The organism is Brevundimonas sp. TWP2-3-4b1 (assembly GCF_049897665.1).
Taxonomy (GTDB): Bacteria; Pseudomonadota; Alphaproteobacteria; order Caulobacterales; family Caulobacteraceae; genus Brevundimonas; species Brevundimonas subvibrioides_B.
Genome location: NZ_JAFCWQ010000022.1, coordinates 1 through 15,367, shown reverse-complemented (window position 1 = coordinate 15,367; position 15,367 = coordinate 1). Strand labels below are relative to the sequence as shown.

The window sequence follows — 15,367 nt, the reverse complement described above, 5'->3', positions numbered from 1 at the left end:
ACCGCCGCCTTGGCCCGTCTGCCCATCCTCGCCGCCGCCCTTCTGACCCTTGCCGCCTGCCAGCAGGCCGAGGCGCCCGCCACCGCCCCGGCGACCGGGGCGACCCCCGCCGTCGCGACGACCGGTCGGGCCCAGCTCGCCCCCGCCTTCACCCTGATCGACAGCGAAGGGGTCGCGCGTTCCCTCGCCGACTTCCGGGCCAAGACTGTCGTCATCGAATGGACCAACGAGGGCTGCCCCTATGTCCAGAAACACTCTTCCTCAGGGGCCATGCAGGCCCTGCGGCGCGAGGCCGTCGCCGACGGCGTGATCTGGCTGACCGTCATCTCGTCCGCGCCGGGCAAACAGGGCCATGTCGAGGGCGAAGGGGCCCGCGCCTGGCGGACCCGTAACAACGCCGCCTCGACCCATCTGCTGCTCGATCCCGAGGAAACGGTCGGCAAGGCTTACGGCGCGATGACGACGCCCGACATGCGGGTGATCGACGGCGAGGGCCGCATCCTGTTCGCGGGCGGCATCGACGACCGCCCGACCAACACGGTCGAGGATCTGGAAGGCGCGAACAATTTCGTGCGCGCGGCGCTCGATGACGTGGAAGCCGGCCGCGGCGTTCGCACGGCCTATGCCCCGCCCTACGGCTGTTCGATCAAATACCCGGAAGAGGCCTGATCGCCGTCAGTCCCGGATTTTGTCCGTTGAAAACACCCTGACCAAACGGACGAAGCGGACGACCTGCGGCGGTTTGTGGGCAAACACAACGACCTGGAAGGAAGCTGATTTGTCCGCCAGTGCGTCGTTCGTCCGCGCGTGAAGTTGTCAAAGACCCGGACGGGATGTGGGCACCGGGCCCACGTCCTGCAAGGGCGGTGTAGGACTATTTTCCAGTTTCGTCGTCCCGGCGTCGAGACGCGCTACTCCGCCGCCAGGCCGCTCTGCGCGCCGGGCTGCGGCGGGGCCGTGATGACCTCGACATTGTCGTTCAGCAGATAGGACAGTTCCGACAGGGCGGTGGCGCGGGCCTCGTCCGTGGCGGCGGCTTCCACAGCCCCCAATTTCAGCGGGATGTCCTCGGAAATGCCGCGCAGGATGCATTTCAGGTCGCCGTCCGTGCCGCGCTCCTTGAGGATCAGGTGCGCCTGCATGTCGAGAGCGGCGAGTTCCTGCGCCTGAATCTTGAAGGCGTCGAAGTCGGTCAGCGCGCCGTTCCAGCCCTCGACGACGGTCTTCAGGGCGCCGGCGCGGCTGACGATGTCGATGAACAGGGGCTCGGACGCGACCGAGACCGGCGCTCCGGCCACCGCGGCCGGCTCGGCGGCGGCCAGGACCACATTGGGGTCGCTCAGCAGAAGGGCGGCGGCGATGGCGATGCCACAGGACATGGTGAACGACCTTTTCGCGAATCTACGATTGAACCGGTCTACGCCCCACCCGTAAACGAGACCTTGATTAAGGGGATATGTTCGCATGACCGACTGGACCGCCTTCGATGTCGCCGCGGCGCTGGATGCCGACGCCCGCATCGTCGAACAGTTCGCGGCTGACCCGGATCGGCTGGCCCGGATGACGGTCGAGGCGGCGGGTCTCTATATCGACCTGTCCAAGCAGAGCTGGACAGAAGCCGCCTTCGAGACCTGTCTGGACCTGGCCCGCTCGGCCGGGGTCGAGGCGGCCCGGACACGGCTGTTCGACGGCGAGGCGATCAACTTCACCGAGGGCCGCGCCGTCCTGCACCCCGCCCTGCGCGCGGCGACGGGCGCCGACTTCCATGCCCTCGGCGAAGCCGTCTCCGCCGGGGTCGACGCCGTCCGGGCCGACATGGCCGCCTATGCGACCGCCGTCCGCTCAGGCGCCGAGACGGGCGCGACCGGCAAGCCCTTCAAGGCCATCGTCCACATCGGCATCGGCGGTTCGGACCTCGGTCCCCGCGTCGTCTGGGACGGGCTTCGTCCTGTCGACCCGCAGATCGACCTGCGCTTCGTCGCCAACATCGATCCGCGTGACATGGCCGAGGCCCTGACCGGCCTCGATCCCGAGACGACTCTGGTCGTCGTCGTCTCCAAGACCTTCACCACCCAGGAAACCCTCGCCAATGCCGAGGCTGCCAGGGCCTGGCTGGCGGCTGGCCTGCCCGAGGCCGGCCGCGACAGGCATTTCATCGGCGTGACCGCCGCGCCGGACAAGGCCAAGGCCTTCGGCTGCGCCCGCACCTTCGCCTTCCGGGACTGGGTCGGCGGTCGTTATTCCCTGTGGTCAGCGGTCAGCCTGAGCTGCGTCATCGCCCTGGGGGCGGACGTGTTCGACGCCATGCTGGCCGGCGCTGCGGCCATGGACGACCATTTCGTTTCGGCTCCGCTTGAGAAGAACGCCCCCGTCCTGATGGCCCTGGCCCAGATCTGGAACGTTGACGGCCTGAACCGGCCCGCCCGCACGGTCGCCCCCTACGCACACGCCCTGCGTCGTCTGCCCTCTTTCCTGCAGCAACTGGAGATGGAGTCGAACGGCAAGAGGGTGCATCGCGACGGCTCGACCGTGACGCGCCAGACCTGCCCCGTCGTCTTCGGCGAGCCCGGCACCAACGGCCAGCACGCCTTCTTTCAGCAGATTCACCAGGGGCCGCAGGTCGTCCCGGCCGAGTTCGTCATCGTGGCGAAGACGCACGCCGAGCCGCCTGAAAGCCCGCTGTGGTCGAATGCCCTGGCCCAGGGTCAGGCGCTGATGCTGGGCAAGACGACGGAGGAGGCGCGTGCTGAACTGCTCGCCTCCGGCGCGGATGCGGCCGAGGCCGACCGGCTGGCGACGCACAAGACCTTCCCTGGCAATCGACCCTCGACCGCCATCGCCATGGAGCATCTGACGCCCGGGACGCTGGGCGCCCTTCTGGCCCTCTACGAGCACAAGACCTTCGTCGAAGGGGTGATCTGGGACATCAACTCCTTCGACCAGTGGGGGGTGGAGCTGGGCAAGGTGTTGGCCAGGGCGATCCTGAAGGATGTCTCGGCCGGCGGACCGTCGGCGACGCTCGATCCCTCGACCGCGTCCCTGCTCACGCGCCTGATGTAGAATCGGGCCCCGAAGGGCCCGATTCAGGTCTCAGTAGTTACGCCAGCGGCGTTCGTCGCGCCGGTCGTCCCGGCGATCGTCTCGCCGATCCGAACGCCAGTCGCGGCGATCATCCCTGCGGTCGTCGCGGCGATTCCAGCCCCGCTCGCGGCTGTTGATGTCGTGCTCGCGCTCCCAGTGGCCGCGATTGCGCCAGCAGCGCCCGTCCCGCCAGTAGTCACAGTCGGAGCGGTATCCACTGTTGCCGTAACCGTACCCGTAGCCCGAACCGTAGCTGTAGCCGTAACTGCTCCCGCCATAGGAGCGATAGCCGCGACGGTCGTCGTCGCTGGCGGCCGCCGCGCCCAGAGCCGCCCCGGCCAGGGCACCCCCGGCGACATAGCGATCGTCGCCGTCGCCGAGCACCGCGCCGGCGATCCCGCCGACGACCGCGCCGACCAGAAGTCCCGCGACCACATCGCCGTCGTCATTCCGATCGTGCCGGTCATGGTTGCGACCGTAGTTCTGGGCGGCGGCGGCGGCGGCGGCGGCGGCCGGCATGGCGACGGCGCTCAGGGTCAGGGCGGCCGCGCCGACAGCGATCATCCGAAACATCTTCATTCTCTGGCCCTCCAAGGCGGTCAGTGAAGCCTGCTCTCCCACCTGGGCGAACGGTGACCGACGAAATCCATTGCTGCGCTCGTGAACCTGAACGGCTGAATTGAATTCCCGTTCATCTGGCGTTCATCGAGCGCGCACGTCTTGACGCTGCTGGGCCGCGACCCTACTTCCGCTGCGCGTTAGCATTCGTGGGGCCCGGCTGCCAAAAGCCGCCCCCGAGCCGCGACGATGAACTTTTGAAGTCTTCACTGGAGAATACACAGATGGCGTTTCGTCCTCTCGGCGACCGCGTGCTCGTCAAGCGCGTGGAAGAAGAATCCAAGACCAAGGGCGGGATCATCATCCCCGACACTGCCAAGGAAAAGCCGCAGGAAGGCGAAGTCGTCTCCGTCGGCCCCGGCGTTCGTGACGAGCGCGGCACGGTCAACGCCCTGGAACTGAAGGCCGGCGACCGCATCCTGTTCGGCAAATGGTCGGGCACCGAGGTCAAGCTTGAAGGCGAAGACTTGATCATCATGAAGGAATCCGACGTCCTGGGCGTGCTGTAAGCACGCCGATCGTCCGACCTTCTTCAACGAATTCAATATTTAGGAGCTGCCCTCAATGGCTGCCAAGATCGTACAGTTCAACACCGACGCGCGCGACAAGATGCTGCGCGGCGTCAACGTCCTCGCCAACGCCGTCAAGGTGACCCTGGGTCCCAAGGGCCGCAACGTCGTGATCCAGAAGTCCTTCGGCGCCCCGCGCTCGACCAAGGACGGCGTCTCGGTCGCCAAAGAGATCGAGCTGGAAGACGCCTTCGAGAACATGGGCGCGCAGATGATCCGCGAAGTCGCTTCGAAGACGAACGACAAGGCGGGCGACGGCACCACCACCGCGACCGTCCTGGCGCAATCGATCGTGCAGGAAGGCCTCAAGGCCGTCGCCGCCGGCATGAACCCGATGGATCTGAAGCGCGGCATCGACAAGGCCGTCACGGCCGTCCTCGCCGACATCAAGGCCTCGGCCAAGAAGGTCTCGAACAACTCCGAGATCGCCCAGGTCGGCACCATCTCCGCCAACGGCGACGTTGAAGTCGGCGAGATGATCGCCAAGGCCATGGAAAAGGTCGGCAACGAGGGCGTCATCACGGTTGAAGAGGCCAAGACGGCCGAGACCGAGCTGGACGTCGTCGAGGGCATGCAGTTCGACCGCGGCTATCTGTCGCCCTACTTCATCACCAACGCCGACAAGATGGAGGTTCAGCTCGAAGAGCCCCTGATCCTGCTGTTCGAGAAGAAGCTGTCCAGCCTCCAGGCCATGCTGCCGATCCTGGAAGCCGTGGTCCAGTCGGGCCGTCCGCTGCTCATCATCGCCGAGGACATCGAGGGCGAGGCCCTGGCCACGCTCGTCGTCAACAAGCTGCGCGGCGGCCTGCGCGTCGCCGCCGTCAAGGCTCCGGGCTTCGGCGACCGCCGCAAGGCCATGCTGGAGGACATCGCCGTCCTGACCGGCGGCCAGGTCATCTCGGAAGACCTGGGCATCAAGCTCGAGAACGTCACCCTCGACATGCTCGGCAAGGCCAAGAAGGTCACCATCACCAAGGACGACACCACCATCGTGGACGGCACCGGTGAGAAGGAAACCATCGAGGCCCGCATCGGCCAGATCAAGAAGCAGATCGAGGACACCTCCTCGGACTACGACAAGGAAAAACTGCAGGAACGTCTGGCCAAACTGGCCGGCGGCGTCGCGGTCATCCGCGTCGGCGGTTCGACCGAGGTCGAGGTCAAGGAAAAGAAGGACCGCGTCGACGACGCCCTGAACGCCACGCGGGCCGCCGTTGAAGAAGGCATCGTCCCCGGCGGCGGCATCGCCCTGCTGAAGGCGACCAAGGCGCTGGAAGGTCTGAAAGGCGACAACCCCGACCAGACCGCCGGCATCGCCATCATCCGTCGCGCCATCCAGGCCCCGATCCGTCAGATCGTCGAGAACGCCGGCGTCGAAGGCTCGATCGTGGTCGGCAAGGTGCTCGAGAACCCCTCGCTCACCTTCGGCTTCAACGCCCAGACGGAAGAGTACGGCGACCTGGTCGCCATGGGCGTGATCGACCCGGCCAAGGTCGTCCGCACGGCCCTGCAGGACGCGGCCTCGGTCGCCGGCATCCTGATCACCACCGAGGCCGCTGTGGCCGATGCTCCCAAAAAGGGCTCGGGCGGCGGTTCCGGCGGCATGGGCGGCGGCGGCATGGGCGGCATGGGCGACATGGACTTCTAGTCCACGACGCTCGGCTCAGGCTGAACGAACAGGGAGGGCGGGTCCGGAAACGGGCCCGCCCTTTTTCTTGTCAGTGCGGCTGGCGATCCAGCATCTCCTGGACGGCCCGGCGGCCAGCCTTGTCGTCGCCGCAGACCATCTCGACGGTGCACCACTCGCTGCTCCAGAGCGACACGTGCGACATGGACTTCCAAGTCCGGTCGACTAGTTAGGTGATCGACAAGGCGGAGTTGCAGGGCTCCGCCCGATCTTGTTCTGGGGTGCGAATGCGTTGCGGACCGACAAACGCGCGTCGAATGAGTTGCACAGCAGCGAAAGTTGGCGGGCAGGACTGGACGCTTGGAGGTCTGCTCGACGCCTACGAGGCGGAGTATGCAAACGACCGAGCAAAGGGCGACCAATGGTGGACGAGCGCACCTAACCCTGAGGAGGCGCTGGTGCGGGCTTTTTATGATTGGGAGGATGGAGCGGGGCCGTCTCGCCGAGCCCTGAATAGTCACCAACACAGGATTGGTTACGACGCGATCCGGACCGCTGCCGCGTCTGCCTCCCATTACCTGTCCGACCTGATGTTAGCTGAGGATTTCGATCTGCTTCAGGCCGCATTTCAACGCATCTGGAGGACGGAAAACCTGTTCGTGGATACGGAGCTTCTCACCTATGACGTGGCGGAGCGATTTGGTCGCTACCGAGGCAAATATCCGCAGAAGGTGTACCTGCACGCGGGTGCGAAAGCGGGTGCACAAACGCTGGGTGTTCATGGCAAAATCGTTGAAGCGGAAAGGTTTGGGCCGCTCATCGGTCGATTGTCCCCTTCCGAGATCGAGAACTTCCTATGCGTCTGCAAAGCCAGCCTGACACGCAAGATGTTGGTGGCCTGAAGCAAACAAAGGCTTGTTTGGCCTAAAACTCGGCAGTCTCAATTTGCTCAACGATTTTCGACCATTGAGACAAGAGCGGCAGGCATGTGATGCGATAGATCAGCCAGCAAGCATATCGAACGTCAGTGTCACGACAGTCGTTGGTGCTCACCTTGCCGTGGGCCATGTCGTGCCTCAACGCAGGTCCTAGGCGAGAGTTGAACAGCAGGTCGAGTTCGAGAGTCAGGTCGTGGCCAAAAATGCCCTCGAGCTGGTCACGATTATTGTCCAGCATTGAGGAAAGAGAACGATCCTCCTGTCGCATGTCCGATTGGATGATCGATGGGTCGTTTCCCGCCTTCGATAGAAGTTCCCTTATCGAGTTTTCCAGTTGCGGAAGTAGCAGGTAGGCCGCTGAGAGCTGGTCGCCTTGCATCATGCGCGCAAAGCCAAGTGCGAACAGGCTTTCATATCCGAGCGGGACAAACGGGCTGTTCGCGACAATTGACGCGAAGTGCCGATCCGTGAACGAAAATCTTGCCGCAAGATGCTGCCTAACGGGCTCGAACTGACCAGCGATGAAGATCCGCCGCCTCAGGGCGTCGCTCTGGGCGTAATTGTGAAGCAACCAGTCCTCATTTGGCTCTCCGCGTAGCTCGGCACCCGGTACGACAGCGATAGTCTTCCCGTCGCGGTCCATACGGGTGATGCCGAAAATCGACGCAAGTGGTGACTCTTTTAGGCTGTCTAACGCTGCCGTGCGTCGATCATCTATGGCCGGAGGCCGAGAGAGAACGGCGAGTTGACCGAGGGCGGTCGGCAACGACATTGGCTCGAAGACCTCGATCGTCCCCTGTGCGATATCCGACAGATCGATCGGGCCGGATGAAAAGGCGGTCATCTCATCCGAGATGTTTTCTTGGGTTTCGCGTAAGCGCGCCTCCAATTCCTGGCGACGAGGTTTCGTCCCCTTAAGCGGACGCAGCGATTTGATCGCATCTGCGAGCCAGCTTGCTGAGGCCATTGGAGAGCTGGCCATCGCGTCAGCCATGAATACGAATTCTTCGGCCGCAGCTACTGAACAGCGCAGCTCGTCCTCCGGCCTGTCTAGGTCGTGATAACAAGATGCAGCTTGTTCCCAGATCGCCTTGCGGCTGATGGGATCGGTTTCGTCTGCAACGATATGCCTATGGGCGGCTGGCGGCGCTGATGCTGAGGCTGGATCGGGCGTTGGATGACGGCGGCGCGGCAGGGGCGAGCGGGCGGACGCAGCAGCAGGAGGCGGCGCTGGCGGCGATCCTGGCGCGGCTGGGGGTGGAGGGGTGAGTCAGGTGCGGGGGGAAGGCTCCCTCCGTCCCTCCGCTTCGCTGCGGGCCACCTCCCCCATGAAGGGGGAGGAGACAGGAGGGACGGTGTCCGGATCGCCTTGCCGCCCCCACCCGGTCTCGCTGCGCTCGACCTCCCTCCCCCCGTGGGGGAGGGAGACGATCGAGGCGATGCATCCGGATGATCAGGCGGCCTTGGCCTGGGACGGCGCCGCCCATGAGGGTCAGCGGGCGCCGTCTGGCCTCTGGCGGACCTGGGTGTTTCTGGGCGGACGGGGGGCGGGGAAGACGCGGGCGGGGGCGGAGTGGGTCTCGGATGTGGCGGCAAGGCTGGGGGCCGGGGGGCGGATCGCCCTGGTGGGGGCGACGCTGCACGATGTGCGCGCGGTCATGGTCGAGGGGCCAAGCGGGCTGATGAACCTGCCGTTCCGGACGCCTCCGGTGATGGAGAGCTCGCTGAGGCGGCTGGTGTTTCCGGGCGGGGCGGTCGGGGTGATGCTGTCGGCGGCCGAGCCGGAACGGCTGAGGGGGCCGCAGTTCCATGCCGCCTGGGGGGATGAGTTCTGCGCGTGGGAGAGGGCGGAGGAGGTGCTGCCCATGCTGCGCATGGGTTTAAGATTGGGCGCTACCGCTCGGCTCGCGGAGCCTCGCTGCTTGAGCGCAGACGGCGTGTGCGACGACGAGGCGCCGTGGGTTCCCCGGTTGCTGCTGACCTCGACGCCGAAGCCCTTGGCGGTGTTGCGGCGGGTGCTGGCGGAAGACACCTGCGTCAGGACGCATGCGGCGACGGGGGCCAATGCGGAGAACCTGGCCGAGGGGTTTCTGGAGGCGATGCAGGACCTGTACGGCGGGACGCGACGGGCGGCGCAGGAGCTGGACGGGGTGGTGCTGGAGGCCGAGGGGGCGCTGTTCACCTCGGTCGAGATGGCGCGGGCGCGGATGTTGGGCCGGTCGTGGATGCTCGGCGGGGCGAGGGAGGGATACGAAAGGGCGGTGGTGGCGGTGGATCCGCCGGTCGGGACCCTGTCGGGAGAGGGCGGGGATGCGTGCGGCATCGTGGTGGTGGCGCGGGCGGCGGGGACGGCCTGGGTGCTGGACGACCGCTCGGTGCGGGGGCTGTCGCCGGCGGGGTGGGCGGCGCGGGTGGCGCGGACGGCGAAGGACTGGGAGGCGGCGCTGGGCTGTCCGGTGCGGGTGGTGGCCGAGGGCAACCAGGGCGGGGACATGGTCGAAACGGTGCTCAAGGGGCGGGGTGACCCAGGTCGTGCGGCGGGTGCAGGCCCGTGTGGGCAAGCGCGCCCGGGCCGAGCCGGTGGCGGCCCTGTATGAACAGGGGCGGGTCGGCCATGTCGGGGAACTGACGATGCTGGAGGAGGAGCTGCTGGGGATGGGGGAGGCGGGCGGAGGGTCTCCCGACCGGGCGGATGCCCTGGTCTGGGCGGTGACGGACCTGCTGATCGACGGGGGCGGGGTGGTGGCGCCGAGGGCCCGGGCATTGTGACTCTTTGTCCATGTTCGGGCGCGGGCGATTGCAGACCGGCGTGCGCTCGTTAATGTCTGCGCGCTTCTGGAAAAGGACTGTTTCTCGCATGCGTCTTCGCTCCGTCTCCCTCGCCGCCCTTCTGGCCGTGATCGCTCCCGCTGCACCGGTTCTGGCGCAGACCTTCGTCGCCCCGATGGCTGCGACCTCGCCGCAGGCCGCCGAACTGCGCGCGGCGCCGGTCGCCGAACTGGTCTCCGAGGTCAATATTCCGTGGACGCGGTTCGTGCTCGACAACGGGCTGACGGTCATCGTGCACGAGGATCGCAAGGCGCCGGTGGTGGCGGTGTCGGTCTGGTACAATGTCGGGTCCAAGGACGAGCCGGCGGGGTCGACCGGCTTCGCCCACCTGTTCGAACACCTGATGTTCGGCGGGTCGGAGAATGCGCCGGGCTCCTATCTGGGCCGGATGCGCAACCTCGGGCCGTCGAACCTGAACGGCACGACCTGGTTCGACCGCACCAACTATTTCGAGACCGTCCCGACCCCGGCGCTGGAACAGGCCCTGTTCCTCGAGAGCGACCGCATGGGCTATCTGCTCGGCGAGATCGGCCAGCCCGTGCTCGATCTGCAGCGCGGCGTGGTCCAGAACGAGAAGCGCCAGGGCGACAACCAGCCCTACGGCATGTTCGAATACGCCCAGCTGGAAGCCCTCTTCCCCGAAGGCCACCCCTATCGCCACTCGACCATCGGCTCGATGGCCGATCTGGACGCCGCCAGCCTGGAGACGGTGCGCAACTGGTTCCGCGAGAACTACGGCCCGAACAACGCCATCGTGGTCCTGTCGGGCGACATCGACGAGGCCACGGCGCGCCCGCTGATGGAGCGCTATTTCGGCGCGATCGCACGCGGCCCGGTCAACACCCCGGCCGAGGCCGACGTGCCGACCCTGGCCGCCCCGATCATTGCGACGATGACTGACCGGGTGGCCACGACACGCCTGACGCGCAGCTGGGCCGTGCCCGGCCTGCTCAGTGACGACGCCGTGCCCCTGTCGGTCGGCGCCCAGGTGCTGGGCGGGCTGGCCTCCTCGCGCCTCGACAACCTGCTGGTCCGCGACGAGCAGACGGCGGTGCAGGTGTCGTCGTCCCTGTCGGACTTCCACCGCATCGGCATCTTCGACATCTCGGTGAATGTGAAGCCGGGCGTGGACGCCGCCGAGGTGGGCCGTCGCCTCGACGCCATCGTTGCCGACTTCATCGCCAACGGCCCGACTGCGGAAGAGGTCGCCCGCGTCGCCACCCAGTATGTCGCGGGCCGGATCCAGAGCCTGGAACAGGTCAACGGCAAGGCCAACGTCCTGGCCGAGGGCCAGCTCTATGCGGGCGATCCCGACCACTACAAGAAGGACCTGGCCGCCTATGCCTCGGTCACCCCGGCCCAGGTGACGGCCGCCATGCAGCGCTGGCTGACCCGCCCGGTGTTCGACATGACCATCGCGCCCGGCGAGCGCGAAGCCTATGTCGAGGCCGCCGCCAGCCCGGCGGGCGCCGCCCCGGCTCCGGCCGCCGAGATCCAGCGCGTCGCCCGTGATCCGATGCCGGCCATCGGCCAGGTGCCGGATCTGGAGTTCCCCGCCGTCGAGCGCGCCGCCCTGTCGAACGGCATCAAGGTGGTCTACGCCCACGTCGATACCGTGCCCGTGACCCGCGTGGCCGTGGAGTTCGACGCCGGCTACGCCGCCGACCGGGCCGACCGGCTCGGCGCCCACGCCATGATGCTGGACCTGCTGGACGAGGGCACGACGACCCGCGACGCCAACCAGCTGGCCGAGGAAGAGGAACGTCTGGGCGCCTCGGTCAATGTCGCGGCCTCGATGGACCGGACCTCGGCCGAGCTGTCCACCGTGACCGCCAACCTGGCGCCGTCCCTGACCCTGTTGTCGGACGTGGTGCGCAATCCGGCCTTCGCCCCGGCGGAGATCGAGCGCATCCGCGCCTCGCGCCTGTCGGGCCTGGCCAGCGAACGCACCAACCCCGGCGCAATCGCCGCCCGCGCCCTGCCGCCGCTGATCTATGGCGCGGACAGCCCCTATGGCCGGTCCTTCACCGGGTCGGGCGACGAGGCGACCCTGACGGCCCTGACGCGCGCCGACCTGACCGCCGAGCATGACGCCTGGGTGCGTCCGGACAATGCGACGATCTTCGTCGTCTCGGACCTGCCGCTGGCGCAGGTGACCGCGCAGCTGGAAGCCGCCTTCGGCGACTGGCGCGCGCCCTCGACAGCCCCGGGGACCAAGGACTTCGCCGACGCCGCCGTGCCCGCGCCGACCAACCGCATCGTCCTGATCGACCGTCCGCAGTCGCCGCAGTCGCTGATCTACGGCGGCGCCGTCCTGCCCGTCTCGGGCACCGACGACCTGCTGGCCCTGAACGCGGCGAACGTGACCCTGGGCTCGGACTTCCTGTCGCGGATCAACTCGGACCTGCGCGAGACCAAGGGCTGGTCCTATGGCGTGCGCGGCGGGGTCAACGCCCTGGAATACCGCGTGCCCTATATCGTCAACGCCCCGGTCCAGGCCAACCGCACCGGGGACTCGGTCGCGGCCCTGATCGCCCAGTACGACCGCTTCCTGCAGACCGACGGCGTCCAGCCGACCGAGCTGGAGCGGACGATCAACGGCAACACCCGGTCGCTGGCCGGCGGGTTCGAGACCTCGGGCCAGATCCTGGGCGCCCTGCGCTCCAACGCCCTGTACGGTCGCCCCGACGACTATCAGGCGACGCTGGCCAGCCGCACCCGCGCCCTGACGGCCGCCCAGATGGACGAGGCCGCACGCGAGGTCATCAAGCCCGACCAGTTCGTCTGGGTCGTGGTCGGCGATGCCTCGGTGGTGCGTCCGCAGCTGGAGGCCCTCGGCCTGCCGCTGGAAGTGCGTCCGGCGCAGTAGCGACCGGCTTCGGTCGGACATGAAGGGGGCGGCGAGCGATCGCCGCCCCTTTTTCCAGTGACCCGCACAGCCGGGGAGGGCCGTCGGTCGCGCGCCGGGCGGTCCCGGACCGACCCGGGCGGACACGCCGAACCTCCGCGAGGGGGTGGCAAGCTGACCCTGGCTCTTGTCGCGGTCGATGGCCGATTTGTGCTGCACGCGGCGATCATGCCGCACCGCGGAGTTTGTCTACCGAGAACGCCCTGATTCTCCGACCGGTCGCCATTCGACCCTGTCTCTCCCCGCCGGACGGACTTCGAAAGCGCAGCTCTATGCGATCGCTTCTTCGACGGCTCACGCCTCGGTCTGGCCCAGTCCTGCACAGCCTAAAGGGCGTCTGGCCGCTACGTCCCGACGACTGCCCCTGCGACCTGCATTTCGTCGAATGGATGGAACAGCGGCGGTCTCATAACGAGGTGGTCTTTCACTTCGGAACCGGCAGCCACCACCATGTTGGCGTCAAACCTGGCGAAAGCGACCGGGGGACCTCGGTCATGGGGATCACGGCGACCCGAAAGGAATACGACACCTACATCGACCTGGTGACCCACCGACCCGAACTGGCACGGACCTACTGCGTCTATTTCGGGGAAATTTACACCGCCAATGCCGCTCTCCTGCCCACCTTCGATGTCGTGACCCTGTGCCACCTCTGCGAGTTCCGAACCGAAGAGAATGACACCTATGGCGCCCTGACTGATCTGGAGCTGACACGGCTATTCACCGAGCGCACCTGACCGGGCGGTCACATGGTCTTCTACACAGGCTCCTACGCCTGTGCGCAGGCCGAGACGATCATCGCCGAATGGGCGACGTCCGGCTCGGTCGAAGAGATCGAAGGGTTCAAGAGCCTGAGGGTGTTCCGCAAGGTCGCGGCGGATGATCCGTCGGTTAACTTCGCCTGGCCGAGACGCCGTTAGGGGTCGGGTCCGGCCATTGGCCTGACACCCGATTTCGGACATTCGACGGACGCGCCGTAAGCGGACAGAGTGCAGGTCTGTTCGGGGTGGATTTCAGACCCTAGCTCGGAGCGATAACGAGTTGATCAAGACCAATCGCTGGCCGCAGGATTTGTCGTATCGGCGGGTTGCGGGAACGAATGGTCATCGACCACGGTTCAGCTTCTAGCCTGGCGAAAGAGCCATGGGCGAGCACCGATCCATGAAAACGATGAAGTCAGCGAACGCTCCGGACCGCCCGGTGTGGGATGATCAACACCTGCGACTGGGGGTGGAGGCCGCTGGCGTCGCTCTCTGGTCGTGGAACGTCGACACGGATCGCCTTACGATGGATCAGTCGGGATACGACCTTTGGGCCGTGCTCACGACCACCGAAGTCACCTTTGAAGACCTGTCCGCGCACATCCACCCGGCTGACCGGGATAGGGTCAGAGCCGGCTTCAATGCGACGCGGGGCATCGTAGGCGCTTACGAGATCGATTTCCGCATCCTGATCAAGGAGGAGGTCCGCTGGGTGTCTGCCCGGGGACGCGGCGATGATGAGGGCATCCGTAATCGGGTAATGTTCGGGATCTTTCTGGACGTCACGGGCCGGAAACAGGCCGAGGAAGCCAACGAGTTGTTGGCGGGCGAGATGAGCCACCGGGTCAAGAACCTCATCACGATCGCCGGGGCGCTCACGACTATGACGTCGCGGTCGACCGAGACCAAGGAGGAGATGGTCAGCGACCTCACGCACCGGCTCGCCGCGTTGGGACGCGCGCATGATCTCGTTCGACCTGTCCCTGGCCAGACTGAAAACGCAGCTCTTCTCGGTGATCTGCTCTCGGTCCTGCTGACCCCTTACGATGATCTGGGGGCGTTCAGTGGGCGCGTTCGGGTGGCCGTGCCCAGAATGGCGATTGGGGAAGTCTCGGCGACCAACCTCGCGTTGGTGCTGCATGAACTGGCGACCAACTCTGTCAAATACGGTGCGCTTTCGGTGCCGACTGGACTTCTCGATGTGGCCTGCCAGATCGATGAGGATGAGGCGGTCATCGTCTGGACCGAACGGGGCGGGCCTCCATGCATCGCTCCAACGTCCACGCGCGGCTTCGGGAGCAAGCTCTTGGACCGCATAATGACCCATCAGTTTGGCGGCTCGATAGCGTATGACTGGCCCAGCGAAGGAGCCATCGTGACGCTTCGCCTCAAGGCGACGCGGTTGGCCCTTTAGGACGTTCCTAGATCAGCAATCACCAGTCGGCGGATATCTGCTTCGGGTCGGAAACGGACCGTCCCCGGTGGGTGAAAGGCAGCCGTTTGCGGTGGGCTAGATACTTGGCATGGTCCTCGGCAGAAGCGACCTCGCCGCAATCAGGGTGCGGGCGACCAGGAAGCAACGGTTCCGGAACTTTGGTGCAATCATCGCGCAGCGTTCATGGCTGGCCGGGTCCTCGCTCACATAGATCACGAAGCCCTGTCGACTTGTCGCCGCGTTGAACGCCGTCGCGATCTGATCGATCTCCGATGTGGTCGCTTTCTGATGGGCGCACCTGACATCGATGATCCAATCCCAGCTCGCGACCTTGGGGCGCCGATCAAGGAGGTCAATTATGGTTGCAGCCACCGTGGCTCCGGGCTGAGCCGATGCGGCGACGACAACGCATCTCTCAGATTCTAGGTGGTGTGGACAAAGTGTCTGATCCACAGTCGGATGGATGCGACGACGACGAAGCTGAGGAAGCTGTCGGCGGTCTTGTCGTATCGGGTAGCCAGTCGTCGGCTGTGTTTGAGCTTTGAGAAACATCGCTCGACGAGGTTTCGCAGGCTGTAGATGTGGCCGTCGATGACCGGCT

The 15,367-nt window shown here is 66.2% G+C and carries 16 protein-coding genes; 11 read left to right on the top strand and 5 right to left on the bottom strand.

Annotated elements, in window-relative coordinates; all coding sequences use genetic code 11:
* The first annotated feature begins 9 nt into the window (after positions 1-9).
* Positions 10-669 (top strand): redoxin domain-containing protein, encoded by a 660-nt coding sequence (locus ACP7A5_RS14665; protein ID WP_426042605.1) that lies wholly within the window; start codon positions 10-12, stop codon positions 667-669.
* 242 nt (positions 670-911) lie between these two features.
* On the opposite strand, the gene ACP7A5_RS14660 is transcribed toward ACP7A5_RS14665, so the two are convergent.
* Positions 912-1,379, bottom strand: a complete 468-nt coding sequence (locus ACP7A5_RS14660; protein WP_426042604.1) for a hypothetical protein — start codon at positions 1,377-1,379, stop codon at positions 912-914.
* An 85-nt stretch (positions 1,380-1,464) separates the two neighbouring features.
* On the opposite strand from ACP7A5_RS14660, the gene pgi reads away from it, so the two are divergent.
* Positions 1,465-3,060: a glucose-6-phosphate isomerase gene (pgi, locus tag ACP7A5_RS14655; protein ID WP_426042603.1), complete on the top strand. Its 1,596-nt coding sequence runs from the start codon at positions 1,465-1,467 to the stop codon at positions 3,058-3,060.
* Between the two features lie 30 nt (positions 3,061-3,090).
* Here pgi and ACP7A5_RS14650 read toward each other — a convergent pair whose 3' ends face one another.
* Entirely contained in the window at positions 3,091-3,660 is a 570-nt protein-coding gene (locus ACP7A5_RS14650; protein ID WP_426042602.1) for a hypothetical protein, read from the bottom strand.
* Positions 3,661-3,923: 263 nt separating this feature from the next.
* Between ACP7A5_RS14650 and groES the strand changes: the two genes are divergently transcribed.
* The 3 genes from groES to ACP7A5_RS14635 all read left to right on the top strand — a co-directional run bounded on the left by groES (position 3,924) and on the right by ACP7A5_RS14635 (position 6,797).
* Positions 3,924-4,208 (top strand): co-chaperone GroES, encoded by a 285-nt coding sequence (gene groES / locus ACP7A5_RS14645; protein WP_309627137.1) that lies wholly within the window; start codon positions 3,924-3,926, stop codon positions 4,206-4,208.
* 55 nt (positions 4,209-4,263) lie between these two features.
* Positions 4,264-5,916 (top strand): chaperonin GroEL, encoded by a 1,653-nt coding sequence (groL, locus tag ACP7A5_RS14640; RefSeq protein ID WP_426042601.1) that lies wholly within the window; start codon positions 4,264-4,266, stop codon positions 5,914-5,916.
* 296 nt (positions 5,917-6,212) lie between these two features.
* Entirely contained in the window at positions 6,213-6,797 is a 585-nt protein-coding gene (locus ACP7A5_RS14635; RefSeq protein WP_426042600.1) for a hypothetical protein, read from the top strand.
* 22 nt (positions 6,798-6,819) lie between these two features.
* Here ACP7A5_RS14635 and ACP7A5_RS14630 read toward each other — a convergent pair whose 3' ends face one another.
* Positions 6,820-7,827 (bottom strand): DUF4209 domain-containing protein, encoded by a 1,008-nt coding sequence (locus ACP7A5_RS14630; RefSeq protein WP_426042599.1) that lies wholly within the window; start codon positions 7,825-7,827, stop codon positions 6,820-6,822.
* A 445-nt stretch (positions 7,828-8,272) separates the two neighbouring features.
* Between ACP7A5_RS14630 and ACP7A5_RS14625 the strand changes: the two genes are divergently transcribed.
* From ACP7A5_RS14625 to ACP7A5_RS14600, 6 genes are all read left to right on the top strand, one after another.
* A complete protein-coding gene (locus ACP7A5_RS14625) occupies positions 8,273-9,430 on the top strand; it encodes a terminase large subunit domain-containing protein (protein WP_426042598.1) in 1,158 nt (385 codons plus the stop codon).
* Positions 9,414-9,602, top strand: coding sequence for a hypothetical protein (locus ACP7A5_RS14620; RefSeq protein WP_426042597.1), 189 nt, complete (start codon positions 9,414-9,416; stop codon positions 9,600-9,602). The genes ACP7A5_RS14625 and ACP7A5_RS14620 overlap by 17 nt, the downstream gene beginning before the upstream one ends.
* An 88-nt stretch (positions 9,603-9,690) precedes the next feature.
* On the top strand, positions 9,691-12,531 hold the full coding sequence (locus ACP7A5_RS14615) for a M16 family metallopeptidase (protein WP_426042596.1): 2,841 nt from the start codon (positions 9,691-9,693) through the stop codon (positions 12,529-12,531).
* A 533-nt stretch (positions 12,532-13,064) separates the two neighbouring features.
* Positions 13,065-13,307 carry a hypothetical protein gene (locus ACP7A5_RS14610; RefSeq protein ID WP_426042595.1) on the top strand — a complete coding sequence of 81 codons (243 nt, stop codon included), beginning with the start codon at positions 13,065-13,067 and terminating at the stop codon, positions 13,305-13,307.
* Positions 13,308-13,319: 12 nt separating this feature from the next.
* Complete coding sequence (locus tag ACP7A5_RS14605; protein WP_426042594.1) at positions 13,320-13,490, top strand: hypothetical protein; 171 nt, start codon at positions 13,320-13,322, stop codon at positions 13,488-13,490.
* A gap of 241 nt (positions 13,491-13,731) precedes the next feature.
* On the top strand, positions 13,732-14,745 hold the full coding sequence (locus ACP7A5_RS14600) for a sensor histidine kinase (RefSeq protein WP_426042593.1): 1,014 nt from the start codon (positions 13,732-13,734) through the stop codon (positions 14,743-14,745).
* 96 nt (positions 14,746-14,841) lie between these two features.
* Here the strand turns inward: ACP7A5_RS14600 and ACP7A5_RS14595 are convergent, their stop codons facing one another.
* Together ACP7A5_RS14595 and ACP7A5_RS14590 are read right to left on the bottom strand one after the other, a co-directional pair.
* Positions 14,842-15,138, bottom strand: coding sequence for a hypothetical protein (locus ACP7A5_RS14595; protein ID WP_426042592.1), 297 nt, complete (start codon positions 15,136-15,138; stop codon positions 14,842-14,844).
* 50 nt (positions 15,139-15,188) lie between these two features.
* A partial coding sequence (locus ACP7A5_RS14590) for a transposase (RefSeq protein ID WP_426042633.1) occupies positions 15,189-15,367 on the bottom strand: 179 nt, incomplete at its 5' end.